The organism is Cupriavidus sp. SW-Y-13 (assembly GCF_009793345.1).
GTDB lineage: Bacteria > Pseudomonadota > Gammaproteobacteria > Burkholderiales > Burkholderiaceae > Cupriavidus.
In genome coordinates this window covers 3,502,103-3,528,787 of sequence record NZ_WHLX01000001.1, presented here as the reverse complement: position 1 = coordinate 3,528,787, position 26,685 = coordinate 3,502,103, and the positions used below count along the sequence as shown (strand labels likewise).

At 64.0% G+C, this 26,685-nt stretch carries 22 protein-coding genes and 1 tRNA gene; 9 read left to right on the top strand and 14 right to left on the bottom strand.

The genetic code is table 11. The features are described from left to right. Positions 1-79: 79 nt before the first annotated feature. From htpX to GA566_RS15765, 7 genes are all read left to right on the top strand, one after another. Positions 80-940 carry a zinc metalloprotease HtpX gene (htpX, locus tag GA566_RS15795; protein WP_160473164.1) on the top strand — a complete coding sequence of 287 codons (861 nt, stop codon included), beginning with the start codon at positions 80-82 and terminating at the stop codon, positions 938-940. Between the two features lie 139 nt (positions 941-1,079). Further along, on the top strand, positions 1,080-2,453 hold the full coding sequence (gene rsmB, locus GA566_RS15790) for a 16S rRNA (cytosine(967)-C(5))-methyltransferase RsmB (RefSeq protein ID WP_160473163.1): 1,374 nt from the start codon (positions 1,080-1,082) through the stop codon (positions 2,451-2,453). Positions 2,454-2,464: 11 nt separating this feature from the next. Continuing rightward, positions 2,465-3,262, top strand: coding sequence for a DUF4390 domain-containing protein (locus tag GA566_RS15785; protein WP_137926020.1), 798 nt, complete (start codon positions 2,465-2,467; stop codon positions 3,260-3,262). Further along, positions 3,259-5,700, top strand: a complete 2,442-nt coding sequence (locus tag GA566_RS15780) for a PAS domain-containing sensor histidine kinase (protein WP_137926021.1) — start codon at positions 3,259-3,261, stop codon at positions 5,698-5,700. Before GA566_RS15785 ends, GA566_RS15780 begins: the two co-directional genes overlap by 4 nt. Positions 5,701-5,756: 56 nt before the next feature. Beyond that, the gene (locus tag GA566_RS15775) at positions 5,757-6,479 is read left to right on the top strand and encodes a response regulator (RefSeq protein WP_160473162.1); all 723 of its coding nucleotides are present in this window, start codon (positions 5,757-5,759) and stop codon (positions 6,477-6,479) included. 56 nt (positions 6,480-6,535) lie between these two features. Next, positions 6,536-6,611 (top strand) — tRNA-Phe (locus tag GA566_RS15770). 159 nt (positions 6,612-6,770) lie between these two features. Continuing rightward, a complete protein-coding gene (locus GA566_RS15765) occupies positions 6,771-8,177 on the top strand; it encodes a DUF1254 domain-containing protein (protein ID WP_137926023.1) in 1,407 nt (468 codons plus the stop codon). A gap of 66 nt (positions 8,178-8,243) precedes the next feature. Here the strand turns inward: GA566_RS15765 and GA566_RS15760 are convergent, their stop codons facing one another. From GA566_RS15760 to GA566_RS15735, 6 genes are all read right to left on the bottom strand, one after another. Further along, entirely contained in the window at positions 8,244-9,746 is a 1,503-nt protein-coding gene (locus GA566_RS15760; RefSeq protein WP_137926024.1) for an NAD(P)/FAD-dependent oxidoreductase, read from the bottom strand. A gap of 86 nt (positions 9,747-9,832) precedes the next feature. Next, entirely contained in the window at positions 9,833-10,729 is an 897-nt protein-coding gene (locus GA566_RS15755; protein ID WP_137926025.1) for a patatin-like phospholipase family protein, read from the bottom strand. 5 nt (positions 10,730-10,734) lie between these two features. Continuing rightward, positions 10,735-11,151 carry a PaaI family thioesterase gene (locus GA566_RS15750; protein WP_137926026.1) on the bottom strand — a complete coding sequence of 139 codons (417 nt, stop codon included), beginning with the start codon at positions 11,149-11,151 and terminating at the stop codon, positions 10,735-10,737. A 99-nt stretch (positions 11,152-11,250) separates the two neighbouring features. Further along, complete coding sequence (locus tag GA566_RS15745) at positions 11,251-12,765, bottom strand: tripartite tricarboxylate transporter permease (protein WP_137926027.1); 1,515 nt, start codon at positions 12,763-12,765, stop codon at positions 11,251-11,253. A 37-nt stretch (positions 12,766-12,802) separates the two neighbouring features. Then, positions 12,803-13,276 (bottom strand): tripartite tricarboxylate transporter TctB family protein, encoded by a 474-nt coding sequence (locus tag GA566_RS15740; RefSeq protein ID WP_137926028.1) that lies wholly within the window; start codon positions 13,274-13,276, stop codon positions 12,803-12,805. Between the two features lie 148 nt (positions 13,277-13,424). Next, positions 13,425-14,393: a tripartite tricarboxylate transporter substrate binding protein gene (locus tag GA566_RS15735; RefSeq protein WP_137926029.1), complete on the bottom strand. Its 969-nt coding sequence runs from the start codon at positions 14,391-14,393 to the stop codon at positions 13,425-13,427. Between the two features lie 408 nt (positions 14,394-14,801). On the opposite strand from GA566_RS15735, the gene GA566_RS15730 reads away from it, so the two are divergent. After that, complete coding sequence (locus tag GA566_RS15730) at positions 14,802-15,296, top strand: hypothetical protein (protein WP_137926030.1); 495 nt, start codon at positions 14,802-14,804, stop codon at positions 15,294-15,296. A 50-nt stretch (positions 15,297-15,346) separates the two neighbouring features. Here the strand turns inward: GA566_RS15730 and GA566_RS15725 are convergent, their stop codons facing one another. The 5 genes from GA566_RS15725 to GA566_RS15705 form a co-directional block, all read right to left on the bottom strand. After that, complete coding sequence (locus GA566_RS15725) at positions 15,347-17,107, bottom strand: diguanylate cyclase (RefSeq protein ID WP_160473161.1); 1,761 nt, start codon at positions 17,105-17,107, stop codon at positions 15,347-15,349. Positions 17,108-17,398: 291 nt separating this feature from the next. Next, a complete protein-coding gene (locus tag GA566_RS15720; RefSeq protein WP_137926032.1) occupies positions 17,399-18,589 on the bottom strand; it encodes an MFS transporter in 1,191 nt (396 codons plus the stop codon). Positions 18,590-18,685: 96 nt separating this feature from the next. Further along, positions 18,686-19,918 carry a DNA polymerase IV gene (gene dinB / locus GA566_RS15715; RefSeq protein ID WP_237380213.1) on the bottom strand — a complete coding sequence of 411 codons (1,233 nt, stop codon included), beginning with the start codon at positions 19,916-19,918 and terminating at the stop codon, positions 18,686-18,688. A 113-nt stretch (positions 19,919-20,031) separates the two neighbouring features. Continuing rightward, positions 20,032-20,943, bottom strand: a complete 912-nt coding sequence (gene rarD, locus GA566_RS15710) for an EamA family transporter RarD (RefSeq protein ID WP_160473160.1) — start codon at positions 20,941-20,943, stop codon at positions 20,032-20,034. A gap of 127 nt (positions 20,944-21,070) precedes the next feature. Continuing rightward, positions 21,071-22,210: a TRAP transporter substrate-binding protein gene (locus GA566_RS15705; protein ID WP_137926034.1), complete on the bottom strand. Its 1,140-nt coding sequence runs from the start codon at positions 22,208-22,210 to the stop codon at positions 21,071-21,073. A gap of 378 nt (positions 22,211-22,588) precedes the next feature. On the opposite strand from GA566_RS15705, the gene GA566_RS15700 reads away from it, so the two are divergent. After that, positions 22,589-24,286: a carbohydrate porin gene (locus tag GA566_RS15700; protein WP_160473159.1), complete on the top strand. Its 1,698-nt coding sequence runs from the start codon at positions 22,589-22,591 to the stop codon at positions 24,284-24,286. Here GA566_RS15700 and GA566_RS15695 read toward each other — a convergent pair. From GA566_RS15695 to GA566_RS15685, 3 genes are all read right to left on the bottom strand, one after another. Continuing rightward, a complete protein-coding gene (locus GA566_RS15695) occupies positions 24,270-25,031 on the bottom strand; it encodes an MIP/aquaporin family protein (RefSeq protein ID WP_160473158.1) in 762 nt (253 codons plus the stop codon). The genes GA566_RS15700 and GA566_RS15695 overlap by 17 nt on opposite strands. A gap of 125 nt (positions 25,032-25,156) precedes the next feature. Continuing rightward, positions 25,157-26,137, bottom strand: coding sequence for a DUF2272 domain-containing protein (locus GA566_RS15690; RefSeq protein ID WP_160473157.1), 981 nt, complete (start codon positions 26,135-26,137; stop codon positions 25,157-25,159). A 257-nt stretch (positions 26,138-26,394) separates the two neighbouring features. Beyond that, positions 26,395-26,673, bottom strand: coding sequence for an HU family DNA-binding protein (locus GA566_RS15685; protein WP_019451897.1), 279 nt, complete (start codon positions 26,671-26,673; stop codon positions 26,395-26,397). Positions 26,674-26,685: the final 12 nt, after the last annotated feature.

Genomic DNA, 26,685 nt, shown 5'->3' with positions numbered 1-26,685 from the left:
TCCTGGCCCTATCTAACCGTCATCGCGTCCGCAGGGGCGGGTACGCGTACTGGACGATTTGGATCTGGAGACCAAAGCCATGTTCAACTGGGTCAAGACCTTCATGCTGATGGCAGCGATCACCGCGCTGTTCATCGTCATCGGCGGCATGATCGCTGGCCGTAGCGGCATGATGTTCGCGCTGCTGATAGCACTCGGGATGAATTTCTTTTCCTACTGGTTCTCGGACAAGATGGTGCTGCGCATGTACAACGCGCAGGAAGTGGACGCCAGCACCGCGCCGCAGTTCTACAACATGGTGCAGGACCTGGCCCAGCGCGCCGGCCTGCCCATGCCGCGCGTGTATTTGATCAACGAGGACGCGCCGAACGCGTTTGCCACGGGCCGCAATCCCGAGCACGCTGCCGTGGCGGCCACCACCGGCATCCTGCGCGTACTGTCCGACCGCGAATTGCGCGGCGTGATGGCGCACGAACTGGCGCATGTACGCCACCGTGACATCCTGACTTCGACGATCGCCGCGACGATGGCCGGTGCCATTTCGGCGCTGGCCAACATGGCGATGTTCTTCGGCGGGCGCGACCAGAACGGCAACCGTACCAACCCCATCGCGGGCATCGCGGTGGCCCTGCTGGCGCCGCTGGCCGCATCGCTGATCCAGATGGCGATTTCGCGCGCCCGCGAGTTCGAGGCAGACCGGGGCGGTGCCGAGATCAGTGGCGATCCGCAGGCGCTGGCCAGCGCGCTGGACGAGATCCATCGCTATGCACAGGGCATTCCGTTCCAGGCAGCGGAGGAACACCCCGCCACCGCGCAGATGATGATCATGAACCCGCTGTCCGGTGGCGGCATCGCCAATCTCTTCTCGACCCACCCGGCCACGGAAGAGCGCATTGCGCGCCTGATGCACATGGCGCAGACGGGCACGTACCCCGCCTGATCGACGGGTTTGCCGGTCTATCCGGCGACAACGGGTAAACTGCCCGCTGGGTTCCCTCAGGGACCGGCGGGCATTTTTGTATCCGCCGATCTTCTCACGTCGTTTTTTCACCGCTTTTCGGTCTTTTCGGTATTTCCCCATGCGCCTGCAACACGATTCCCTTGCCTTCCAGATGCTCGGTGCCGCCGCGGCTGTTCGCGGCGTAAACGAAGGCACGGCCTTGCCGCAGGCCATCGAGGATGTTGCCACGCACTTGCGGCTGGACCGCGTGCGCGACGCCGCCACACGCGGCGCCATCCAGGACCTGGCCTATCGGTCGGTGCGCCAGTTCGGCACCACGCGCGCACTCGTCACGCAACTGGTGACGCGGCCGCCCGGCGCGCTGGTCGACTCCCTGTTGGCCGTGGCGCTGGCGCTGCTGCTTGAAGGTGAGGACGGTGACGGCACCAAGGTGGGCCGGGGCGGTTATTCGTCGTTCACGGTGGTGGACCAGGCCGTGAGCGCTGCGGCATCCGAACCCAAGACTGCGCATGCGCGCGGCCTGGTCAACGCCGTGCTGCGCCGATTCCTGCGCGAGCAGAAACTGCTGCTGGCCGCCGCCCTCAAGGACGATGAAGCGCGCTGGAACCTGCCGCACTGGTGGCTGAAGATGCTGCGCCAGGCTTACCCCGATCAATGGAGCACATTGGCCGACACCGTCAACGCGCGGCCCCCGATGACGTTGCGCGTCAACACGCGCCGTATTTCGGTGAAGGACTATCTGCAAGCACTGGCCAACGCGGGCATGGCCGGCACCGCCGTGGGCGACCAGGCCGTGCGCCTGGTGCGTGCGTTTCCGGTATCGCAGATTCCCGGCTTTGCCGAGGGCGACGTTTCGGTGCAGGATGCCGGCGCGCAACTGGCGGCTCCGCTGTGCGAAGTCGCCGACGGCATGCGCGTGCTCGACGCCTGCGCGGCACCGGGCGGCAAGACGGGCCATCTGCTCGAACTGGCCGATATCCACGTGACCGCCGTGGAAAGCGATGCACAGCGCGCCGCGCGCATCCACGACAACCTCGCTCGCCTGGAGCAGCGTGCCGAGGTCATCGTCGGCGATGCCAGCCGCCCAAAGGACTGGTGGGACGGGCAGCAGTTCGACCGCATCCTGGCCGATGTACCATGCTCCGCATCGGGCATCGTGCGCCGCCATCCGGACATCCGCTGGCTGCGCCGCGAGACCGATATCGCCAAGCTGATGACCGAGCAGCGTCGCATCGTCTCGCAGCTCTGGCCGCTGCTGAAACCGGGCGGCATCCTCGTATATGTCACCTGTTCTATTTTCCCAACGGAAGGCGAAGAGCAGGCGCGCTGGTTTGGTGCGCAGCTGCCAGATGCGATACGATTGCAGGCGCCGGGCCAGCTCCTGCCCGGTATCGAGGCGCCTGAAACGGCTGGCAGCGACATCGCCGGCAAGGCAAGCCTGCCGTCGGATCACGATGGCTTCTACTACGCCCGCTTCCAGAAACGCGCCTGATACTTCCACCGATGCCCAGCCTGCAGCGCCTGTCCGACCTATGTGCCCCAGGCCGCGCGGTACGCGCATGGGCACTGGCCGTGCTGCTGGTGCTGATACTCGGCGTGCAGATGCTTCCGGCCCGCGCGCAATTGATCGAAACCAATGACGCACGCATCGAGTACACGGACGGCGCGTTCGAGCTCGCCACGTCGTTCGACTTCGATCTGCCCCCGGCTTTGGAAGACGCGCTGCATAAAGGTATCTCGCTCTATTTCGTGGTCGATTTCCAGCTGTCGCGGCCCCGCTGGTACTGGTTCGACGAGAAGCCGGTCAACATCACGCGCTCGGTGCGGCTTTCGTACCAGCCGCTGACGCGCCAGTACCGCGTTTCCACGGGCGGCCTGCAACTGCCGTTCAATCGGCTCAAGGGCGCGCTGCAGTTCATCCAGCAAGTGCGCGGATGGCGAGTCTTCGAGCGCCGCGACGTCAAGCCGGGCGAGACGTATCACGTGGAGACACGCATGCGGCTCGACCTGAGCCAGCTCCCCAAGCCGTTCCAGGTCAACGCGGTGAATACACGCGACTGGAACCTGTCTTCCGAATGGAAGCGCTTCAACTACACCGTGCCGACGAACTTCGACACCCCGCAGCCGGTGCCCGCGCCAGCGCCGCCGCCCGTGGCGCCACCCGCACCGCCCGCGATGCCGGGCGCGTCTTCCACCGCTCCTGCACCTGCCCCATCGGCTGACGCACGTACACCGTTCGCGCAGACCTTGTCGAACGCACTGTCCCCGAATCAGCTGGTGCAGCCGGCCAGCCAGCCATGAACGGAAATCCGTGGGACAGCAGGTTCCGCCGCATGCTGTATCGCGTGGTGGTGGGGATCATCGTCTTCCTCGCCCTGGTGCTTGTGGGCCTGCTCGCCGGGGCTTCCGCCAATACCGAGTTCTTCGACCGCTATTTCACGCTGCTTTTCAAGATCAACCTCGTCGTCGGGGTCTTGCTGGTCCTGACGGTGGGCGCGCTCGCGCTGACGCTCTATATCCGCTACCGGCGCGGCAAGTTCGGCACGCGGCTGATGAGCAAGCTCGCCGTGTTCTTCGGCGTGGTGGGCGTGCTGCCAGGCGTGCTGATTTACCTGGTGTCGCTGCAGTTCGTCTCGCGCAGTATCGAATCGTGGTTCGACGTGCGCGTGGAGACAGCCCTGGAAGCGGGCCTGAACCTGGGCCGCTCGACAATCGACAGCCAACTGGCCGATCTGCAGGGCAAGGCACGGCTCATGGCGGACCAGCTCACCGGCGCCTCGGGCATGGCCACCTCACTGCAACTGAATCGACTGCGCGAGCAGTATGGCGTGCAGGAAGCCGCGATCTTCACGGGCAGCGGGCGCGTGTTGGCCACGGCATCGAGCAGCTATGCTTCGCTCGTACCCGATATTCCGTCGGGTGTACTCGCCGAGCAGGCGCGCATGGCCGGCGGCTACGCGGCTGTGGAAGGCGGCACCGACCCGTCCGCTGGCGAGAAGCCCGTCAATATCGACAGCAGCCACCTGTACCGCATCCGCGTCATCATTCCGCTTGGGCCGGCGCCAGCCGCGTCGGACGAACCGCCGCAGGCCAGTGCGGCAACGGCTGCAAGGCCACGGCCCCAGTCGTCGATAGGCAGCCGCTGGGCAGGCTCTGGACTCTCCGTCGAACGGCGTCCCGAGGATGCGCCGGCTACAGGCTTCGGACTGATCGGCGACACGGTACGCGAGGAACGTTACCTGCAGGTACTGCACCCCGTGCCGGCAGTGCTGGCGCGCAATGCGGACGAAGTCCAGCGTGCCTACCAGGAATACCAGGAGAAGGCGCTTGGCCGCACTGGCCTGCGCAAGATGTACATCGGCACGCTGACGCTGACGCTGTTCCTGGCCGTGTTCATTGCCGTGATGCTGGCGCTGCTGCTGGGCGGGCAGCTTGCGCGTCCGTTGCTGATGCTGCTGCAGGGAACGAAGGAGGTCGCCGAGGGCGATCTCTCTCCCAAGCGTGAACTGAAAAGCCGCGACGAACTCGGACAACTCACACAGCAGTTCAACCAGATGACACGGCAGTTGTCCGAAGCGCGCATCGCGGTAGAAGATAACCGCGTGGCGCTGGAGCAATCGAAAGCCTATCTCGAAAGCGTGCTGCAGAATCTGACAGCCGGCGTGCTCGTGTTCGATCGGCGCTTCACGCTGATCACGGCCAACCCCGGCGCCGAGCGAATCTTCCGGCAGCCGTTTGCCGGTGTGCTGGGCCAGCCCGTGGAGCAGATTCCGGGCATGGGCGATTTTGCCGACATCGTGCGCCAGGCGTTTTCCGAGCAGACCACCAGCGAGGTGCTCGGCGGCGCGCAGCATTGGCAGAAACAGATCGAACTGCCCCAGGGTGAGGAACAACCGCTCACGCTACTGGTGCGCGGCGCCCACCTGCCGGGCGCCAGCCGCGACGAGCCGGGCTACGTGGTGGTGTTCGACGATATTTCCGACGTGATCTCGGCCCAGCGCTCCGTGGCATGGGGCGAGGTAGCGCGGCGCCTGGCCCATGAAATCAAGAATCCGCTGACCCCGATCCAGCTTTCCGCCGAGCGGTTGCAGATGAAGCTGTCGCCGAAACTGGAGGTCTCCGACGCCGAAGTGCTAAAGCGCGGGGCTGCAACGATCGTTAACCAGGTGGCGGCGATGAAACGCATGGTGGACGACTTCCGCGATTACGCGCGGACGCCGCCGGCGGTGATGCAGTCACTGGCGCTGAACAGCCTGGTGGCAGAAGTCTTGCATCTGTATGGCATCGACGATCCGAACGTGCATGAGCATCCGGTGATTCATCCGACGCTGGCCCGTGATTTGCCTGAAATAAAGGGCGATCCGACGCAACTGCGGCAGGTGATCCACAACCTGTTGCAGAATGCGCAGGATGCGGCGGCAGACAACGTGGCGGCCGGTAGGGCGGCGCCCCATATCACTCTGCACACCGAGACTGTAGAATACAAAGATTCTGCCGGCGAAGACCGGAGAGCCGTCAAGTTGTCCATTACGGACAATGGTCCCGGATTCGCACCACGCATCCTGAGCCGTGCGTTCGAGCCGTACGTGACCACGAAAGCCAAGGGTACGGGTCTGGGGCTTGCGATGGTGAAAAAGATCATTGACGAACATGGTGCGCGGATCGAACTGCGCAACCGCATGAACGGCACCGAGATCGCGGGAGCGCAGATCTCGATCCTGTTCGTTAAGCTGCCTTAGTCAATCTTGCGCGCCGGTGCCTCCGGTCGCGCTGCGGTGGGGTTAAGAGGGGAAGTATGGCAACGATCCTCGTAGTCGATGATGAAATGGGTATCCGGGAGTTGCTCTCGGAAATCCTCAGTGACGAAGGACATGTGGTGGAGCTGGCCGAAAACGCCCAGCAGGCCCGCGAGTTCCGCGCGTCCGCTACGCCTGACCTGGTGCTGCTCGATATCTGGATGCCGGATACCGATGGCGTCACGCTGCTCAAGGAATGGTCCGCACAGGGCTACCTGTCGATGCCGGTCATCATGATGTCCGGGCATGCCACGATCGATACGGCTGTCGAGGCCACCAAGATCGGCGCACTGAATTTCCTGGAAAAGCCGATTGCGCTGCAGAAGCTGCTGTCGGCCGTGGAAGCGGGCCTGGCGAAGGGCGTGGAGCGTCCGCGCAGCGCACCGTCCGCGCCCGCCACGACCGCAGCCCCCGAAAGCGTGCCCGACGCGGCCAGTGCGGATACCCTCCCCGTGGAGACGCTCCCGGCCGAAGCCACGGTCAATGGCAATCCGTCACGCGGCGTCCCGGAAGGCGAAATGCACTTCTCGTTCGACATGCCGCTGCGCGAAGCACGCGACCTGTTCGAACGCGCGTACTTCGAATACCACCTGGTGCGCGAACACGGCAGCATGACGCGCGTCGCCGAAAAGACCGGCCTCGAACGCACCCACCTCTACCGCAAGCTCAAGCAGCTCGGCGTGGAACTGGGCCGCAACAAGCCTGAACCGCCGGAACAGTGACCCGGCCACAAAACGCTTGACGAGGGCGATACTGGCAGTTATAGTTTCGCTTCTTTGGCCCGGTAGCTCAGTCGGTAGAGCAGAGGATTGAAAATCCTTGTGTCGGCGGTTCGATTCCGTCCCAGGCCACCAGAACATGAAAACGGACGCTTCGGCGTCCGTTTTTGCGTTTGGGGATTCCGTTTGGGGATTCCACTTAACACCGCCCCCGAAAACATTCACATCGCCACGCTGCTGCGCAGGCACTTGGCTGCGTTACGCTCATCCGCATTCATACGATGCGAGATCACCATGCGGAAAGCGCTTACTTCCATCCTGATACTTGCCGGTGTGGCGGCAACCCATGCGGGGGCTGCTTCGCCGGGCACCTCGAATGACCCGGTACAGCGCCGTGCCGTGGAGGCAGTGATCTGGGGGATGCCGGCGGTCAACACCGAGTTGATGGTGCAGGCAATGTTGCGTAGTACGTCGGCCAAAGAGAACGAAATCGTTTACTGGTCGGAGCCTGTGAACTGGAAGAACCAGACGCTGACGCCGAATCCGGATTCGATCTACTTCATGTCATTCGTGAACACGAAGGTCTCGGGGCCGCTCGTGATCGACATTCCGCCGGCCGAGGGTGGCTCACTGGCAGCCAATATCGTGACGACGTGGCAGATGCCGCTCGAAGATGCCGGTCCCGATGGCGCGGACAAGGGGAAGGGTGGCAAGTATCTGATTCTGCCGCCGGATTATCGTGACACGCCGCCTGAAGGTTATGTCGTGCTGCGTTCGGACACCTATGGTGGCTTCGCGCTGATGCGCTCGAACCTGGCTAGCCACAGTGAAGCCGATGTGGCGAAAGCGGTGGCGTACGGAAAGCGCGTCAAGATCTATCCGCTGTCGCAGGCCAGTGCGCCGACGCCGACGCGCTTCACCGATGCCTACGACGTACCATTCGATTCGACGATTCGTTATGACGCATCGTTCTTCAAGACGCTCAACGACGTGGTGCAGAAGGAGCCGTGGATCCAGCGCGACCGCGTGATGATCGATCAGCTCAAGACGCTTGGCATCGAAAAGGGCAAGCCGTATCAGCCCGACGCCAATATGCAGAAGGCGCTCGATGCCGCTGCGCGACAAGCTAACAAGGAGCTATCCGCACGCTATGACCTGGGCTTCTATCGCATGGTGCCCGAGTACCGCTGGTTCCCTGCGGCGATGCCGGAGGTGATTCGTGCCGTGTCCACCGGTTACGGCAACGTCGACGAGTATCCGGTCGATGCGCGCGGCGTGACCTACACGCTGGGCTTCACGGGCATCAAGCGCATCGGCACCGCGCAGTTCTATCTCATGGTGAACAAGGACAAGGACGGCAAGGCGCTGGATGGCAAGCAGACGTATCGCCTGCGCGTGCCCGCGAATCCGCCGGTCAAGCAGTATTGGTCGGTCACGGCCTATGACCGCAATACGCACGCGCTGATTCGCAATGTGCCGCGCGCGAGCGTGGCATCGACGACGACGGGTGTGCAGAAGGAAAACGATGGCGTGGTCGAAGTCTACTTCGGCCCGAAGGCGCCCAAGGGCAAGGAAGCCAACTGGGTCTCAACCGATCCGAAGGGCAGCTTCGAATTGCTGTTCCGTCTCTATGGTCCGGAGAAGCCGTTCTTCGACAAGGAGTGGAAACTGCCTGACGTCGAGCGTGTGTCGGCACGCTGAAGGATTGGTGTTAGGCAAAAAGGCCACGCGGCATATCGCGTGGCCTTTTTGCATGGGCCTGCCTGCCTAGCCGAACAGTTCTTCCGCCACCGTGGGATGCAGCGGCATCGTCGTCTTCAGATGCGAGGCTTTCACGCCGAGCCGCAGCGCCACGGCAAAGACCTGGATGATCTCCGGCGCCGCGCCATCCATCAAATGCGCGCCAAGGACGCGGCCACTGCGTGCATTGAACACGAGCTTGAAGACCGATTGTTGCGGCACGCCGCCGAAGCGGCTTTCGAGCGAGACAAATCGCTTGATTTCGGTCCGCACGCGATCGGCCTTGCCGCCGGCGGCCTCAATGGCTTCGGCCTCTGTCAGGCCCACCGCACCGATGGCTGGTTCGCAAAACACCGCGGTGGGCACGGCATCGAAATCAGCAATATCGCCGCGCTTGTCGAAGAGTCGATCCGCCAGCCAGCGGCCCTGTGCCACGGCAACCGGTGTCAGGTGGATGTTGCCGGCCATGCAATCACCGATGGCGTGAATTGCGCGCACCGAGCTGCGGAACTGCCGATCCACGCGCACACCGCCGTGCTCGTCGAGCTTGACGCCCAGCGCTTCCAGACCGAGTCCGTCCACATTCGCCTTGCGTCCTATCGCGGCCAGCGCCGCTTGTGCGCGAACCGTTTGCATGCGGCCCGGATTGTTCTCCTGCTTGTAGCAGACGTCCATCGCGCCGTTCGATTGCGAGACCATCGTGACTTCCGCGCGGAAGTGGATGCGCACGCCCTTGGCCACCAACGCATCGGCAAGCGCTGCTGCAATGTCGTGATCGAAGCGTTTCAGCAGCCTGTCCTCTCGCACGAGCAGGTCTACTTTCACGCCGTAGCGCGAGAGAATCGAAGCCATCTCCACAGCGATGTAACCACCGCCGATCACGACGATGGAAGCGGGTACGGTCTGCCACGTGAACACATCGTCGGAGGAGGTCACGAGTTCGCCGCCCGGCACCGGCAGCGGCACGGGACGCGCGCCCGTGGCGATCAGCGTCTTCTTTGCGCGGATGACTTCGTTGCCGACGACGATATCGCCGCGATCGTTGAATTGCGCTTCACCGTGCCAGATCTCGACGCCTGCTTCATTGAGGCGCTGCTTGTACGACGCATTGAGGCGCGCCACCTCGGCATTCACGCGCACGATGGCATCGCGCCAGTCTTCCTTGCCGCCTGTGTGCGACAGGCACGTGGAGAGAATCGACGCCCAGCCTGCACCGTACGACAGCATCTTCTTCGGCACGCATCCCCGGTTGACACAGGTGCCGCCGATGGCGTCACGCTCCACAAGGATCACGCGCGCGCCATGCGACGCAGCACGCCGCGCGGCAGCCACGCCGCCCGAACCCGCGCCGATCACGACAAGGTCGGCCTCGCGCATCTTCGAGCGGGCATCGCGTTTGCGCGGTACGCGCTCCACGACGGGTTCGGCGCTGACCTCGCTGGCCCGCCTGCGGGGACGGGTGGATGCCTGGGTAGTTGTCTGCGTAGTTGTCTGCAAGACGATCTCGGGTGATGCCTGACGCTTTGTCATTCATGCCTCCTTGGCTCTCGCGGCAGTTGCCGCCTACCAAACGATCGACCGGCGCCATGGCAGCGCGTTCCCCGAAGACAACGGGCTTATTGCGCCGGCAGTAAATCCTTCCTGATATCGGGCCATTCGCGCAGGAATGTCTCGGCGTCACGCCGGCCCAGGTCGTATGCGTGTGTCATCGCCTGGGGCTTCGTATAGTCCCAGCTTGAAATCGGCACGCGTTGCGAAGGTTGCAGATAAAGGCGGCGCTGGCCGCCCGTCTCGACGATGAAGCGGCGCGGACGCGGATAGAGACGCGTCACCAGCACCAGCACATTGCCCGGTGCATCGTCGAGCGCATCCACGGGTACGTTGTCCACCAGGCCACCATCGAGCACCGCGCGGCCATTGCGTCGCAGCACGGGCGTGAAGGGCGGCGTCGATGCCGATTGCAGCAATAGATCGGCAAGGTCCTCGGGCGAACGGCAATCCTGCGCGCGCACGAACTCGGGGCGAAACCCAAGCGAGCGGCCCAGCCGCGGATGCAGCGTTTTCAGCAGGTGCTTGTCGATGTTGTACGCGAGCAGCCCGGCCGCCACTGCAAGGCGCGGACCGCTCCAGCGCGGGATATGCGCCACACCGATGCGAATCTCGGGCGCACCCTTCAGCCGTTCCAGCCGATTGTCGGAAAACAGCGAGAGCAGCGCATTGCGATAGATGCCGTAGTGTGGAAACACGCGCTCGCGGCGCAGCAGGTTGCCCCAATAGGCATTACGCGAATTGTCGGCCAGCACATCGCGGTAGTACGCCATGGTCTGGTGCGAATCGTGCGCGTAAATCATGCACGCCGTGGCGGCCCCAGCCGAGATCCCGGCGATCACGCGCGGACGCAGTTGCAGTTCAGGCGCTACCGTGTCCCACCATCCGGCCTGCCACCAGCAGCGGTTGCCGCCGCCGGCAAAGACGACCTGGTCGAATATCTGGGAAGAGGAAGAAGATGCCATGTCGGTCAGAGCAGCGCGTAGGTCGTCGTGGCCTGCACCGCGAGCTTGCCATCCTGGCCGGTCAGTTCGATCTCGCCGAACACGACCGTCTTGCCGAGCCGCAGCACGTTGGCGCGGACCAGCACATCGCCATCGATCACGGGACGCATGAAGTTGGTGGTGAGGGTCACCGTCGTCATTGGACGGAACTCGCCGAGCGCAGCGGAGATGGCGACGATCATCGCGGTGTCGGCGGCCGACATCAGCACCTGGCCGCACACCACGCCGCCTGCATGGCGGAAATGCTCGCGAAATGGCAGGCGCAGCGTTACGCCGCTGGCATCCACGGCTTCGGCGCGCAAGCCCAACTCGCGCACCCAGGGCGCAAGCACGCGCTCAAGCGTGGCCTCGATATCGGCAAGTGTGAAAGTGGCGGCAGGCACGTTCCGGTCTCCTCGGCGCGCAGAGGTGTTGTTTGCGCCAATGATACAGAATCGCGCCCGCCGCGCTGCAGCCGGCCGGACTTACCGCTCATGCGGCGCTTATGCGGCGTTGTCGGCCTCCGCACGCGACGTCGAGCGGGTGGCATGCCAGCGCAGCACGCGCGGCACCACCACCACGGCCACCGTCATGGCCAGGATCGTGGCGGAGATCGGCTGCTTCACGAACAGGCTCCAGTCGCCCTGGCCAATCGACAGTGCATTGCGCAGCTGCTTCTCGGCCATCGGGCCGAGGATCAGGCCGACGATGACTGGTGCGGTCGGAAAATCGAAACGGCGCATTGCCATGCCGAGCAGTCCGATCACGAACAGCAGCAGCAGGTCGAACCACGACTGGCGGATGCCATAGGCACCGAGTCCCGCGAAAATCAGAATGCCACCATAGAGCAGCGGCGTGGGCACGCGCAGCATGCGCACCCACAGGCCGATGGCCGGCAGGTTCAGCACCAGCAGCATCACGTTGCCGATGTAGAGCGATGCGAGCAGGCCCCAGACCAGATCGCCCGATGTCTGGAACAGCATCGGACCCGGCTGCAGGTTGTAGTTCTGGAATGCGGCCAGCAGGATGGCCGTCGTGTTCGAGGTAGGAATGCCCAGCGTCAGCAGCGGGGCCAGCGTGGCCGTCACTGCGGCATTGTTGGCTGCCTCGGGACCCGCCACGCCTTCGATGGCGCCCACCTTGCCGAACTCTTCCTTGTGATTGGACAGCTTCTTCTCGGTGGCGTACGACAGGAACGTGGGAATCTCTGCGCCGCCTGCCGGGATCAGGCCGAACGGAAAGCCGATCAGCGTGCCGCGAATCCACGCAGGCACCGAGCGCTTCCAGTCCGAGCGATTCATATGCACCGAACTGAGCTTGTTGAAGCTGCCATCGGGCTGCGGGAAAAACGCGTTGAACAATGCCTCGCCCACGGCGAACAGGCCCACGGCCACCACGACGATATCCACACCGTCGTACAACTCCTGCACGTTCATCGAATAGCGCGTCTGGCCCGACAACGAGTCCATACCGATCAGGCCGATGCCCAGACCCAGGAACAATGCAGTCATACCGCGCAGCAGCGACGAGCCCAGCACGGCAGAGACCGTCGTGAAGGCCAGCAGCATGATCATGAAGTATTCGCCCGGGCCGAACTGCAGCGCCACGTCCGCCGCCACCGGCGCGAACATCGACAGCAGCACGGTGGCGATCGTGCCGGCCACGAACGAGCCAATCGCCGCGGTGGCGAGTGCCGGACCCGCACGGCCGTTCTTGGCCATCAGGTTGCCTTCCATCGCCGTGACCATGGTCGACGATTCGCCTGGCGTGTTCATCAGGATCGATGTCGTCGATCCGCCGTACATCGCGCCGTAGTAGATGCCCGCGAACATGATCAGCGCGGCAGTCGGTTCCACCTTGGTGGTCAGCGGCAGCAGCATGGCCACGGTCAGTGCCGGGCCGATGCCGGGCAGCACGCCGATGGCGGTGCCGAGGAAGCAGCCCACCAGTGCCCACAGCAGATTGATGGGCGTGATGGCCACGGCAAAGCCGTGCATGAGTTGGTTCAGGGTATCCATGTCAGAAGCCTCCCGTTGTTGGCAGTCAGGTGCGGACTCAGAAGCCCGCCACCGGCAGCAGCGGCAGGTTGATGCCGAGCAGGAAATCGAACAGCGCCCACATCGGCACCGTGAGCAGCAAGCCAATCAGCGCATCGCGCACGATGCGCCGGCTGCCGTAACCGCGTGCCACGCACACCATCATCAGCGTCGACGAGAACACGAAACCCAGCATGCCGATCAGTGCCATGTTGGCCACGAGGCCGGCTGCCACCCACAGGAAGCCCTTGAAGTTGTGCGGCGCCGCGGGCAGCTCGGCATCTTCCTCCGGCATGTTGCGGAAGCCGCCGCGCACGCCTTGCCATGTCAGCAACGCACCGCATACGGCGAGGCCGATGGCGACGAGTGTGGGCACGAATCGCGGCGACAGGCCGGCGTAGCCTTCCTCGCCCGAAATGCCCGGCAGGCCGGCAAAGAAAAATACGGACAGCGCCAGGACGGCGACACCGATGCAGACGTGGGACGGTTTCATGATGGCGCTCCCGGATGAACGAGCCATCCGCGCTGTGCGGGGGATGTGGTGGGGTAAGGCGAGGGGACGCACCACGCGGTGCGTCCGGTCATGCCGATCTCTTGGATCGTTCTTGTGATGCGAATCGCGCGGGACGTGCTTGCGCGAATTACTTCGCCACGCCCAGTTCGCGCAGCGTGCTACCCAGGCGCGCGGATTCCGCATCCACGAACTTGCCGAACTCGTCGCCGGTCAGCAGGAACGGCGTCCAGTCGTTCTTCTGCAGCGCGTCCTTCCAGACCTTGTTCTCGGTGCCCTTGACCACGGCATCGATCATGGCCTTGCGCTGTTCGGGCGTGGTGCCGGGCGCGCCGTAGACGCCGCGCCAGTTGTAGATTTCCACGTTCACGCCTTGCTCCTTGAGCGTGGGGATCTCGGCGGTGCGGTCCTTCGACGTCACGGCCAGCGCGCGCATCTTGCCCGTCTTGATGAACGGCAGGAATTCGGAAACGCCAGCGATGCCCACGGTCACGTGGCCGCCCAGGATCGATGCCGATGCCTCGCCACCGCCGGCAAACGGCACGTAGTTGACCTTCTTCGGATCCACGCCCACTTCCTTGGCAATCAGGCCGGCCAGGATGTGGTCGATCGAACCCTTCGAGCCGCCGCCCCAGCTCACGCTGCCGGGGTTGGCCTTCAGTTGCGTGGTCAGGTCCTTGAGCGACTTGATCGGCGAATTGGCCGCCACCGTCAGCACCATCGTGTCGGCGAACAGTCGCGCGATTGGCGTGGCGTTCTTCAGCGTCACGGGCGGCTTGTTGGTCTCGATCGCACCCACCATCACCGCGCCGGTCACGATCAGCGCATTGGGGTTGCCCTTGTCCGTGTTCACGAACTGGGTCAGGCCGATGGTGCCGCCCGCGCCGCCCTTGTTGTCATAGGACGCGCTCTTGGCCGTGCCCGCCGCAATCATGGCCGCGCCGATGGTGCGGCCGGTCTGGTCGTAGCCACCGCCGGGATTGGCGCCGATCATCACCTTGAGGTTGTCCACCGCGTAGGCGGGCGCTGCCACCACGGCGGCCGCAAGCGTGGCCGTGGCAACGAAGGCGTGGGTAAATCGGGCAAGCGAGCGGGGCATGGTGAGTCTCCTGGGTTTTATTGGCATCCTGGGCCGGATTCTAGGAGCGCCGAACTGTCAAATTCCTGTCAAAACGACAGCTTTATGCTCGGGGTTTACGTGGGTGTCGCGGGCCCGTGCCGGTGTCCGTCTGCATGGCCCTTGTCGTTTTTTGGCATCGTCGGGTGTCCCATATCTGATCTGCACATCTTTGACTTGGCGGACGTCCGACATCTCTCTACGATTGACTTCGGTCATCTGCCGCACCGACACGGGCGCAGACGACGATGCGGAACACCTCCGCATGCAGACAAGGACCGCCGCACGACGAGGCGACGGCCACTCCGGATCTCGGGTATCCGGAAATGCAGGTTTCGGGTAGGTCGGGTGTTTTAAAAAAGAAGCAGAGTGTCTAAGGGGTCAACACGCATGGATACATCGATCAAGACGTCGGACGGCTGGCCGCCGGAGCTCGACGTGGGGGCCGATCGCGGCCTGTGGAAAAGCACGGTTGCCGCCGCCAACCAGGCGCTGGAAGCCGCCAAGGGCATGCAGGCAGCGGTCGGGCAGACGCTGAAGCTGCAGCACAAGATCATGGCGCTGCGCGACGAGCTGCATCGCGCCGAGGCCGAGCGCGATCTGTATCGCGACCTGCATACGCGCACGGTCGATGAACTGAATCACACGCTGGATCTGAGTCCCTCCGAATGGCAGAGGCTACGCGCGGACAACGAGACGCTGCAGATCCGCCATCGCGCCTACAAGCTGCTGGTACAGCACTACGTGCGCGCTGGTACGCCGATCGATCCGGCCACGTTCGCGGACCAGCGCAGCCGCGTGCAGCAGCACATCCTGTTCCAGCGTCGCAAAGGTATTCCTGTCTCGGTCATCACGGCCGACGACATCGCATTCCTGCTGCGCTGACCGTACGCGTGACCTGTCACTGGTTTCTGGGGAGACGACCATGAACTGCCTCATGCCTGGATTGGCGGCGCCGCTGCATTGCCGTCCTGCCCATCCGCCGCGCACACCTGATTGCGTCCCGCTGCCTTGGCGGCATAAAGACGGCGGTCGACCGTCGCCAGCATGGCATCGAGTGTCTGGCACCCGTCGATCCCGGCTTCTGCGACGCCAATCGATACGGTGAAGCGGATGCGTCCGTCGGCCATCCCGGCTGGCGGCGCATCGGGCGCCGGTACAACGCCGAGCGTCTCCACGATTGCGCGCAGGCGCTCGGCGGTAGCGGTGGCTTCCGCCAGCGTGTCGCCCGGCAGCAGCACTGCGAACTCCTCGCCACCGATTCGTGCGGGCACATCCATTTCACGCAGGTTGTCGCGCAGCGCGTGCGACAACGCCTGCAGCACTTGGTCGCCGCTGGCGTGGCCCCATCTGTCGTTCACGCGTTTGAAGAAGTCGATATCGAGCATCAGCATGGCCAGTGGCTCGCCGTCGCGGTGCCGCCGCGCGGATTCGACGGCGAACCGGTTGCTGAACGATCGACGATTCGCCAGTTCCGTGAGCGGGTCGGTCTCCGCCATCGCCTGCAGCTTTTCACCGACGGCAAGGTAGTGGCTGAACAGGTGGTTGACCACGCGCAGCGTGACCAGCATCAGCAGCGGCAACGCCAGCCAGATCGCCAGCAGCGGCAGGCTGGTCCGCTGGAACACCGCGCGATAGACATCGGCGTCATCGAAGGTCTCGAAGATCAGCCAGTTGCCGCGTCCGCCGGCCTGCTGGAACAGCAGATATTGCCCATCGACATGCAGCATGCCGTTGCCCTTGGCAAACAAGTCGGCCAGCGACGTGTGGCGCCACCGCGCGCCCACATCGGCGGGCCAGCGCAGGTCGATCCGCTCCCGGCTGTCGCTCGTTGCGAAGATCGCGCCGTTGCGATCCATGAGATAGCGCACGGCGCCATGCTGTTCGGGTTCGCCGATCAGCGTGCGCAACTTCGGCAGGTCCACATCGAGCGCCGCCACGCCACGAAAACGATTGCCCACGTAGACCGGGATGCTCAGCGTCGTGGTGCGTTGCCGGGTGCTCTCGAACTGCGTGTAGATCGGCGCGAGCCGCATGATGCGCTCGGGATTCCGGTCGGGCAGCAGATTGCGGTAGTAGGGCATCTGGCTGAAACGTTGCATCAGCTCGCCGGCCTTGGCCTCGGACAGCGGCGGATAGGTGACATAGAAGCCGTTGCTCGAGATAAACGTGACGACGCTCTCGGTATCGTCGTTGCTGCGCTGGCTGATGCCTAGCACATGGCTGAGTTGGCGCGCGGCGTAGAGATCCGAACGCAGATCCGCGTCGCGACGCTCGAATCCCTCCAGGCCATGCAGCCTGTCCGCAGAGACGCCCACCACGGAAGCATCGCCCTCGGGGACCGCCATGGTCCATTCGGCGTGGTTGCGAGCGGCGTAGGCTTCCTCGATCACCGTATCGGTCGGCAATGCGTCGGGACCTTGCTGGATAGAGATCAGCTGCTGCGCGTAGTCGCGTACGAATTCGAGCTTGAAACGTTCGGCAGAGATCACCGCATCGATGCCGAGCGCGCGCAGGGTCAGGTCATGCTGGCGCGCGCCCAGTACGCGTTCACGCAACAGGTAGAGATCGCGCGCACCCACGCTGATCATCAACACCATGGCAATACCGAAACCCACTACCACCACGCGATGCGGATGCATCAGCACCTCGCGAGGCAGCCATCGCGGGCTCGGTAGCAATTTGCGCCAACTCATCGGAACGTCTCTCCCGGCAAGGCCCGCGTTTCGCGCCGTCGACAACGTCGGCATTCGGCAGGCGGTGGCAATGAGAAATGCAGCGTGCGGCAATGCTGGCGCGCAGGCGTGTCCTGCGGCGCAACCGGCACAGTGTAGTGCAGGCGCCTGGCGGCGGCTATCGCAGGGAATTGCGGTGGCGCAAGGAGAAGGAGAAGGAGAAGGAGAAGGAGAAGGAGAAGGGGGGAAGGGGAGGAAGGACGGCAGGTGCCGCGCGACGCCCGGCGTCGCGCGGCAGACCGGTCTACGGGATCAACGACGTTCTGTGCGGAAGTAGAGCAGGGCGAGCGCGGGCAGCGCAAACCCGATCCAGCTTGCCAGCGGCCAGCCGGCCCGCGCAAATGCCCACGCGCCTACCGATGACCCGATGGCGCCGCCCACGAAGAAGATCGCCATGTAGAGACCATTGAGGCGGCTGCGGTGCGCCTCGGACAATGCAAAGATGGCGCGTTGGCCGATCACCAGATTCGTGGAGACGGCGAAGTCCAGCAGGATGGCCGCAGCCGTGAGCGACAACAACGAGAGCGTCGATCCTTCCACGCCGAGTCGGCTCAGCAGGAACGATCCCGCCCCCAGCGCCAGGGCGAGCGCGGTCATCTGGCGGCTGTGACCGCGATCCGCATAGCGGCCTGCCATCGGTGCGGCGACGGCACCCGCCACGCCCACCAGCGCAAAGATCGCAATACCGGTCTGCGACATCCGGAAGGCCGGCCCGGCCAGGTACAGCGGCGTGGTGGTCCAGAACAGGCTGAACACGCCGAACATGCTGGCCTGGTACGCCGCACGGCGACGCAGCACCGGCTCGGTGCGCAGCAGGTGAATCATCGAACCGAGCAGCGCGATGTAGTGAACGCCTGGCGCGGGGCGGCGCTGCGGCAGCTTGCGCGCCAGCACCACGGCGAGCAGCACCATGGCAACGGCCGATGCCGCGAAGATGGCGTGCCAGCCGAATGCGTCCGAGACCAGGCCCGCCACCGGGCGCGCCAGCATGATCCCCATCAGCAGGCCGCTGGTGACATTGCCGACGGCCCGGCCGCGCATGTGTTCGGGCGCGAGGTGTGCGGCAAATGGCACCAGCACCTGCACGGCCACGGAGCACAGTCCGATCGCGCATCCCGCCACCAGGAACACGCCAGCATGGGTGGACAGCGATGCAGCCAGTAGCGCCACCGCGCACCCGGCTACCAGCGTCAGCACGAGCTTGCGGTTCTCGACGATATCGCCGAGTGGCACCAGCAGCAGCAGGCCTACGCAGTAGCCAATCTGGATCAGCGTCACGATCAGGCCCGCCACCTCCGGCGAGAGGTGAAGCGCCTGCGCAATCGGCCCCACCAGCGGCTGGGCATAGTAGAGATTCGCGACGATCATGCCGCAGGCCACGGCCAGCAGCGGCGTGATCCATGCAGCGGGCGCGGCCGCGCGTTGTGCGGTGGTGGAGGTCATGGGGCGGCTTGTGGAGAACTCCCCGCACCTGTTTCGGCGTACCGGGGGAAGCCGCCGATTCTACCGGGAGATAGATAGGCGTGCAGGGCGGAGGGCTTAGGCCGGTGGCTCGGCGCGGTCGTCCTCCTCCTGTCTTTCGTCGTGTGCGTCGACTTGTGAGTCTTCGGAACCGTCCTCGTCGAACCGGAATGCCTCCTGTACCGGCGCGGGGTTGTCGCCCTGCTCGGCGGCTGGCATCAAGGCACTCACGCGCACGCCAAGCAGCCGGATGCGGCGTTCCAGCGGAATGCGCTTCAGGCATTCCGTGGCGCCGCGCCGGATGTCGCCACCATCGGCGGTGTGCGCGGTCATCGTCAGATCGCGTGTGACCGTATGGAAATCGTCGAAGCGCAGCTTGATGCCGACGGTGCGCCCCACGTAGCCCTTGCGCCGCAGATCTTCGCCCACCCGCATGCACAGCTTCGTGAACTGCTCGGATAGCACGGGACGGTCCCCGCGCGGATGAAGGTCACGCTCGAAGGTGGTCTCGCGGCTCATGGATTTGGGCTCGGAACTGACCACCACCTGGCGCTCGTCGCGGCCATGGGCCACTTCCACGAGCCACGCCGCATAGTTGCGTCCGAAATGGGTCTGCAGCAGCGCCAGATCCGCCTCGGCCAGCTGCGCCACGGTCTCGATGCCAATGGCCGCCAGCTTCTCCGCCGCCTTCGGACCAATCCCATTGACCTTGCGGGCCGGCAGCGGCCAGATCCGCAGCGGAATATCGGCAGGCGTCAGAATGGTCAGGCCGTTGGGCTTGTCGAGTTCCGAACCGATCTTGGCCAGCAGCTTGTTCGGCGCCACGCAGATCGAGCAGGTCAGGCCGGTGGCATCGTTCACCGCAGCCTTGATATCCGCAGCCACCTGCCTGGCCTCACCCTCAATATTCGTAAGATCGATATATATCTCATCGATCCCGCGATCCTCTATTTGTTCCGTGAATGTTCGTACAGCGGCCTTGAACAGTCCCGAGTAGCGGCGGTAAGCGTCGAAGTCGGTCGGCAGCAGGATGGCGTCGGGCGCGAGCTTGGCCGCCTTCATCATGCCCATCGCCGAAAACACGCCCAGCGCCCGCGCCTCGTAGGTGGATGTGGTGACGACGCCGCGCCCCACGTAGTCGCGCAGCCGCGCGTAGCGGCGGCTGCCATCCGGCAACGTCTCCGGTATCGCGTTGCGACCCCCACCGATCACCACGGCCTGGCCGCGCAGATCCGGGTACCGCAGCAGTTCGACCGATGCGTAGAACGCATCCATGTCGAGATGAGCAATTCGCCGGGGTACGGAGGCCATGAGTCAGAGGAGACGTTGGATTACTGTATGGATGTACAGTATAGTGTGGTCGCCAATTTAAGGAAACGGCGATCACACGCCCATCTTTATATCTATCGCACGAATTTTAATGGCTAAATTTTATGAGCTTTATTTTTCGTATCAATCGCCTCTCGCGATTTCCAGCGACTGACGACCAATCCTTCCACAGCGTAGATCGCCAGCGAGATCCAGATCAGGGCATAGCCGATCTGCTTCATCTGCGGGAAGGGCTCGTGCCACAGCCAGATACCCAGCGCGAGCTGGATCGTCGGTCCCGCGTATTGCAGGATGCCGAGCATCGAGAGCGGAATCCGGCGGGCGCCCGCAGCGAAGAATAGCAAGGGCACCGCCGTCACCGGCCCGGCCAGCAGCAACAGCATCTGCGTGAGCGGCGTGGCTGCACGCGTGGTGTCGTGCCCGGTGATGAAAAGAGAACCCAGCGCGACGGCGGCCACCGGAAATAACAGCAGCGTCTCCAGCGACAAGCCTTCGAGCGCACCCAGCGCACCCGTCTTGCGCAGCAGGCCGTAGCCGCCGAACGATGCCGCCAGGCCGAGCGCGATCCACGGCAAATGTCCCGCCGACCACGTGAGCCACAGCACTCCGGCCCCGGCGACGGCAATAGCCAGCCACTGACCCCAGCGCAGGCGTTCGTGCAGCAGCAACACACCCAGCAGCACGCTGACCAGCGGATTGATGAAGTAGCCGAGGCTGGCATCCACCACACGATCCGCGGACACCGCCCAGATATAGAGGAACCAGTTGCAACAGAGCAGTCCCGCACTGGCCGCGAAGTTGAGGATCAGCTTTGGGTTGGCCGCCACCTCGCGCAGCCAGCCGAAGTGACGGCGCCACAACAGGATCGCGCCGAGGAACACCAGCGACCAGACCATCCGGTGCAGCAGGATTTCGAGGGGCGCCACGCCGTGCAGCGATTTGATATAGAGGGGCAGCAGGCCCCAGATGATGTACGCCAGCAAGGCGTAGAGAATGCCGAGTTGCATGGGAGATATCCTGTGGTGCGGCGGATTCTACCCGCGGTGGCCCGGTTGCGTATGAACCTGCCCCCATGCTGTGCGCCATGAAAAAAACCCGGCCGGAGCCGGGTTTCGCTGCATCGTCCGAAACGGGTTACAGCTTGCGCGTGAAGCTGAACTGCGAGAACGACTGCTCGGCCACGTTGAACCAGGCGGCTTCGTTGTTGCGGAACACGCGCCAGTCTTCGAAGATCTTCTTGAACGACGGGTTCTTGGCGCTTTCGTCGGCGTACGCTTCCTGCGTGGCCTTGAAGCATGCCTCCATGATCTCCTTCGAGAACGGACGCAGCTTCACACCATTTTCCAGCAGACGGGCCAGCGCCTGCGGGTTCACGGTGTCGTACTTCGCCATCATGTTCGTGTGCGCCTCGATCGTGGCCGTTTCCAGTGCGCGCTTGTACAGCGGCGGCAGCTTGTCGAACTCCGGTTGCGAAGCGTAGAACGACAGCTGCGCGCTGCCTTCCCACCAGCCCGGGTAGTAGTAGTACGGTGCCACCTTGTAGAAGCCGAGCTTCTCGTCATCGTACGGACCCACCCATTCGGCCGCGTCGATGGTGCCTTTTTCCAGCGCCGGGTAGATGTCGCCACCGGCAATCTGCTGCGGCACCACGCCCAGGCGCGCCAGCACCACGCCGGCAAACCCGGCCACGCGGTACTTCAGGCCCTGCAGGTCCGCCACGGTCTTGATTTCCTTGCGGAACCAGCCGCCCATCTGGGCGCAGGTGTTGCCGCCCATGAAGTTGACGACGTTGTATTCCTTGAAGAACTCGCGCATCAGCTTCATGCCGTTGCCTTGCATCATCCATGCGTTCTGCTGGCGCGCGGTCAGGCCAAACGGGATCGTCGTGTCGAAGCACAGCGTCGGGTTCTTGCCGAAATAGTAGTAGCCGGCCGTGTGGCCAATCTGCACGGTCTGGTTCTGCACCGCATCCAGCACCTGCAAGCCCGGCACGATTTCACCGGCGGCAAACACCTTGATGTTGAACTTGCCGTCGGTCAGTTCCTTCACCCGTTGGCTCAGCAGTTCGGCGCCGCCATAGATGGTGTCCAGCGACTTCGGGAAGCTCGACGCCAGGCGCCATTCCACCGCCGGGTTGCTACCCACCACGGCCGGGGCCGCCGGCGCGCTGGCCGAGGCGGCGGGGGCGGCGGGCTTGTCTTCCTTGCCGCAGGCGGCGAGCGCGCCAGTGGCGGCGACAGCCGATGCTTTCAACAGGAAGGAACGGCGTTCCATGAATATCTCCTCTTTTATATTGATATGTATGCAGACTGCCTTGACCCCAAGGCGTGGCCTGGAAGACAGGTCGGACGATTATAGCTGTGGCGTTTTGGGCACGGAGTGCCGGCAGGATGGGGGTTTTCGCTAGTCGGTAGCAGTTCTGCAACGGTTTTCCCGCATGCTCGAAAACGGTGCCTGGAAGGCAGCCGGTCGACGGCTGAAAAGGTTTCAAAAAGGTTTCGCGATGTGGGATTTCGCACGCTTTTCGGCACGATTGATGGATTTTGTAACCCGGCTTGCGGTCAAAAAGTCCGACTGTTAAAACCAGAGCCCTCACTCCCCAAGCTTCCATCGGTGCTGGCTCTGCCGGTTCTGTTCGGTTCCGTTGTATCCATGCCGCCATCCGTTTCGCCTCCGTTCCGATATTTCGCCCGCCGTCGCCTGGCATTTGCCGTGCTGGCCGCGTGGGGGATGACGGCATGTGCGCAATCGGGGAGCCTGACGGGAAACACATCGGCCAGCACCAGTCTGGCTCCGCCGCCGATGATCGCGGAACGCGGTACGGCGCAGCCCAACTCCGCAGTGGCTGCGGGTGCCGTACCCGTGGCTGCGACGACATCCGCAGCGCCTGCTGCACCGGCGGCGGCCGATCCGCTGGCGGCGCTGATTCAGGCTGCGTCAAATACGGAATCCACCGCCACGGAAGCCGCGCCGCCTGCCGAGACCACCGTTGCAGATGTCAATCCCGACTTCGTCGGGCCGCCCGATGCGCTGGCGCCGCCGCCGCCGCCGCCACCTTTGGTGCTGTTTCCGAACCGGTTGGGCGAGTTTCCCGCCTTGGCCGCCGCACCGCGCCAGGCACCCGTGGCTGCGCAGGAGGGTGGCGAATCTTCCACTTCAGAAACGCCATCCGATGCTCCGCCAGTTCTCCGCTCCCAGTTACCTGCCGATGACCCGGCGGGCGACTCCGTGTGGCGACTCGGCTATAGCGGACGCGCGGCGGTGGAAGACCGCGCTGGTACCCAACGAGCCTGCCCCGGCGGTGGTACACCCTCGGCTGGCTTCGGCCAGGGCCTGGCCTGTACCAGTTCGGGGGAAGTGAAGATCCGCGAATCGCTCGTGGACATGGGCGGCGGCACGCAGGTGCAGCTCGTGGCGCAGGCCAAGGGGACCAACACCACCTCGGTCAACGGCACGGCCGCTGCCGTGGATCCCTACGCGCTGCTGCCTAACTTCTACACCTCGGTCAGCGGCTTGTCCGGCATCTCGGTTCTTAACGAGGCCAGCGTCTGGGCCGGGCGCCGGGACAGCAACGCCTTCCTGATGTCGTCGGGCCTGTTGCCGCCGAACTCATCGTCCATGCGGTTCGGCATCGACAACGCCAAAGTGGGCAATTACGGGCTGAGTTATCAATACACCGCGCGTAACGATCTAAATGGCGCCAAGCTGCCCAGCTATCACACCGTGCGGACGTCCCCGATCGGCACCAATGACCAGGGTTCTGTCCAACTTGGCTTCACGCGTGTAGAACCCCTGCAGGAAATCGCCGATACCGGCAGCGCCTGGTGGGCTTCCGCCATGCACGAGCAAAAAGGCGTGCTGTTCGGCACCAATCGGCTGGGCGTGCAGTACGGGCAGGGTTCCCGCACCGCCATGACCGGATACACCGGCATGGGGACGGACCTCTCGCGGGTACGCGTAGCGGAATCCATGGAGTGGAAGGGCAAATCCGGCCTGGCCGGATCGGTGGAATCGAGCCTGCAACTGGACCGCTCCCATATGGGCACCCTGCAATGGGCTGCCACGCGGGTGCGTCCGGCCTTTGTGGCCAGTGACCAGTTCAAGCTGACCTTCGAGGTGGCGCACGACCAGATTTCGTCCGGGTTTGGGGTGGGCGGCCAGCGTACGGCGTTCACCGTGGCACCGACGCTGACGCTCGGCAAGGCCACCGGCAACGCAAATCTGCGGGCCTTCTACACGTATAGCCGCGCCAACGATGTGGACGGCATCACCTTCGCCGCGCCGGCTGACGCCTGGGCCACTCAGGCCAGCGGCTCGATCTTTGGCGTCCAGCTCAATCGACGCTGGTAAGCGGGGCTTGTGATCCCCGCTCCATGATGGATGATTGGATGGGATTCCTAGGTGACTGATATCCACTCAACCAATCAAATAACGCCGCTGCATTCGTCGCACCAAATATCTGAGCAAAAATAAAAGCCATCACATCCATAAAACGAATACCAGTAAAAATATCGGTGAAGGCACAGGCGATAGTCAGGGCGGGGTTGGCGAACGAGGTGGATGAGGTGAACCAGTATCCCGCCATGATGTAGCCGCCCACGACAAATGGCAGCATGGCAGGTCGATGACGACCGGTGGCAATCCCAAGCCCGATCAGGCCAAACGTGGCCAGGGATTCGCTCCACCACATCGGCGCACCGGTACGCACCTGCATCGACATCGATATCCAGGGCAGGCCGAACATTGCATGCGCAGCAACCACTCCCGCCATCGCACCTATCAATTGGACGAATATATACCCCGATGCGGTGGTCATTGAAATCCGTCTGGACAATAGATGTGCCAACGTGACGGCCGGGTTGAAGTGCCCACCCGAGACCGGCCCGAGCGATATCAGCAACGCGACGAGTCCTGCGCCGGTGGCCAAGGCATTGCACAGCAGGGCGAGGGCCGTGTTGCCGGCCGCCAGTTGTTCGGCGCGGATGCCCGACCCAACGACGATGGCAACAAGCAGGGCCGTCCCCAGTGCTTCGGCAAGGAGTCGGCGGGCGAGGGTGGGGGAGACCAGCGGATTGGAAAGCGAAGGCGTGGACATGCAGGCGAAAGGCGAAAAACCGAACGCGCAGTGTTCCGCGCCACCCACATTTGCGTCAATGCAGCGGGGCGATGGTGTGAAGCGACTACCGGTATCGAATCAGGTCGCTGCCCGTTGCTCGCGCCTTACTGCAGGTCGTTACGCAGGATCAGCAGCCACGGCAGGTGCGAGTTCGTGAAGCCGTCGAGCTGGCCAGCGTCGTTCAGGTCGATCACGTCCATCGATACCGACTGCTGGACATTGCCGCCGATCGCCTTGACCACCTTCGCCGCGCGATCGACCTCGACCACGATATCGCAATGCATGGGTGTCGTGCCAAAACCGATATCGGCGGGATCGTCGATGTATTTGTCGCGTCCCCGGCCGGCGCAGATCATGTCGCCGGGGCGGGGTAGCGCCGGCAGCGGTTCGACGTGGAAGGCCGGACGCGGCAGGATGCCGTCGCGCGCGTCCACCACGTACATCGAATGCGACTGGCCGGTCAGGAACTGATCATTGTCGAGTCCCGCGCGACGCATGACCCAGGAAATGAACACCGCCGACCACGCCCACGCACCTTGCGTGACCTGCCGGCAGTCGGGCGCCTCGCCCACGATGCCCCAATAGCGTTGCGCCATGCGGCACCCTTGCGGCGTGGCTTCCATGCCCGTGCCATCGGGAAAGCGCAGGCAACTGGCGTTATCGCCATGCTCTTCGGCATCGACATCCGCCGACGCACCGGAAGCGGCACCATTCCGGGAATTCGGCGCACCCGTCTCTGCGGCGGCTGTGAGGTTCGGGGCGGGCAGCGGGCTATGCGTCACGCAAGCCGTATCGTCACGTGCGATGTGTACGACCTGGCTGCCCCATTTGCGCCACTCCTGCAGCGCGATATCGACGATGCGTTCGCGCGGCGTCGCGCCGGATGGCGTACTCACCCGCTCATAGTCAGGCAATGGCACCGCCTGCGGACGCGCGGTGCGCGGTGGCGCCGTGGTGCAACCGCAGACCAGGGCGACGGCCAGAACGCTCGCAACAGTTCGCCAGGCGCGCTTCACGGCCTGTGGAGAACGCTGTGGAACCTTGTGTGGAAAGCGTTGTGCATAACGCTGTGGAGAATTGCGCATCGACAAGCAGGGCGGTCATGCCGACCCGGGATTCCTGATTTCGCGCAAAGCCTTGTTCAGACAAGCGCGAACGGGGATTTCTGACTCATGCAGACAGCGTCCGTAACGGTGCTGCCAACTGTGCAATTCTGCACGTGAATCCGAGGGGAATGCTTTGTGGATAACGTCCCCGCGCGCTGCGCGCCTGTGCCGCTGAAGGGCTCCGGCGGCGGCACGGCGGGGTCATGCGGACCGGGCCAGCAACGTGCCCGTCGGCACTACTGATTCACGGCGTCCTTGAACTTCTGGCCTGCCTTGAACTTCACGGTCTTCGCAGCTTCGACCTTGATTTCTTCGCCGGTGCGCGGGTTGCGGGCCATGCGCTCGCCGCGCTCGCCCTTGCTGAACGTGCCAAAGCCGATCAGGCTCAGGGTGTCACCCTTGGCAACGGCGTCCATGATGGCGCCCAGCGTCACGTTCAGGGCTTGCTCGGCCTTGGCCTTGGTCAGACCGTCCACGCCAGCTGCGATTGCGTCGATCAGTTCGGTTTTCGTCATGCTTCACTCCGT

What these genes read in the sequence shown, in the direction of transcription:
- htpX (WP_160473164.1), top strand. Translation starts at nt 80, where the DNA reads ATGTTCAACTGGGTCAAGACCTTCATGCTGATGGCAGCGATCACCGCG.
- rsmB (WP_160473163.1), top strand. Translation starts at nt 1,080, where the DNA reads ATGCGCCTGCAACACGATTCCCTTGCCTTCCAGATGCTCGGTGCCGCC.
- GA566_RS15785 (WP_137926020.1), top strand. Translation starts at nt 2,465, where the DNA reads ATGCCCAGCCTGCAGCGCCTGTCCGACCTATGTGCCCCAGGCCGCGCG.
- GA566_RS15780 (WP_137926021.1), top strand. Translation starts at nt 3,259, where the DNA reads ATGAACGGAAATCCGTGGGACAGCAGGTTCCGCCGCATGCTGTATCGC.
- GA566_RS15775 (WP_160473162.1), top strand. Translation starts at nt 5,757, where the DNA reads ATGGCAACGATCCTCGTAGTCGATGATGAAATGGGTATCCGGGAGTTG.
- GA566_RS15765 (WP_137926023.1), top strand. Translation starts at nt 6,771, where the DNA reads ATGCGGAAAGCGCTTACTTCCATCCTGATACTTGCCGGTGTGGCGGCA.
- GA566_RS15760 (WP_137926024.1), bottom strand. Translation starts at nt 9,746, where the DNA reads ATGACAAAGCGTCAGGCATCACCCGAGATCGTCTTGCAGACAACTACG.
- GA566_RS15755 (WP_137926025.1), bottom strand. Translation starts at nt 10,729, where the DNA reads ATGGCATCTTCTTCCTCTTCCCAGATATTCGACCAGGTCGTCTTTGCC.
- GA566_RS15745 (WP_137926027.1), bottom strand. Translation starts at nt 12,765, where the DNA reads ATGGATACCCTGAACCAACTCATGCACGGCTTTGCCGTGGCCATCACG.
- GA566_RS15740 (WP_137926028.1), bottom strand. Translation starts at nt 13,276, where the DNA reads ATGAAACCGTCCCACGTCTGCATCGGTGTCGCCGTCCTGGCGCTGTCC.
- GA566_RS15735 (WP_137926029.1), bottom strand. Translation starts at nt 14,393, where the DNA reads ATGCCCCGCTCGCTTGCCCGATTTACCCACGCCTTCGTTGCCACGGCC.
- GA566_RS15730 (WP_137926030.1), top strand. Translation starts at nt 14,802, where the DNA reads ATGGATACATCGATCAAGACGTCGGACGGCTGGCCGCCGGAGCTCGAC.
- GA566_RS15725 (WP_160473161.1), bottom strand. Translation starts at nt 17,107, where the DNA reads ATGAGTTGGCGCAAATTGCTACCGAGCCCGCGATGGCTGCCTCGCGAG.
- GA566_RS15720 (WP_137926032.1), bottom strand. Translation starts at nt 18,589, where the DNA reads ATGACCTCCACCACCGCACAACGCGCGGCCGCGCCCGCTGCATGGATC.
- dinB (WP_237380213.1), bottom strand. Translation starts at nt 19,918, where the DNA reads ATGGCCTCCGTACCCCGGCGAATTGCTCATCTCGACATGGATGCGTTC.
- rarD (WP_160473160.1), bottom strand. Translation starts at nt 20,943, where the DNA reads ATGCAACTCGGCATTCTCTACGCCTTGCTGGCGTACATCATCTGGGGC.
- GA566_RS15705 (WP_137926034.1), bottom strand. Translation starts at nt 22,210, where the DNA reads ATGGAACGCCGTTCCTTCCTGTTGAAAGCATCGGCTGTCGCCGCCACT.
- GA566_RS15700 (WP_160473159.1), top strand. Translation starts at nt 22,589, where the DNA reads ATGCCGCCATCCGTTTCGCCTCCGTTCCGATATTTCGCCCGCCGTCGC.
- GA566_RS15695 (WP_160473158.1), bottom strand. Translation starts at nt 25,031, where the DNA reads ATGTCCACGCCTTCGCTTTCCAATCCGCTGGTCTCCCCCACCCTCGCC.
- GA566_RS15690 (WP_160473157.1), bottom strand. Translation starts at nt 26,137, where the DNA reads ATGCGCAATTCTCCACAGCGTTATGCACAACGCTTTCCACACAAGGTT.
- GA566_RS15685 (WP_019451897.1), bottom strand. Translation starts at nt 26,673, where the DNA reads ATGACGAAAACCGAACTGATCGACGCAATCGCAGCTGGCGTGGACGGT.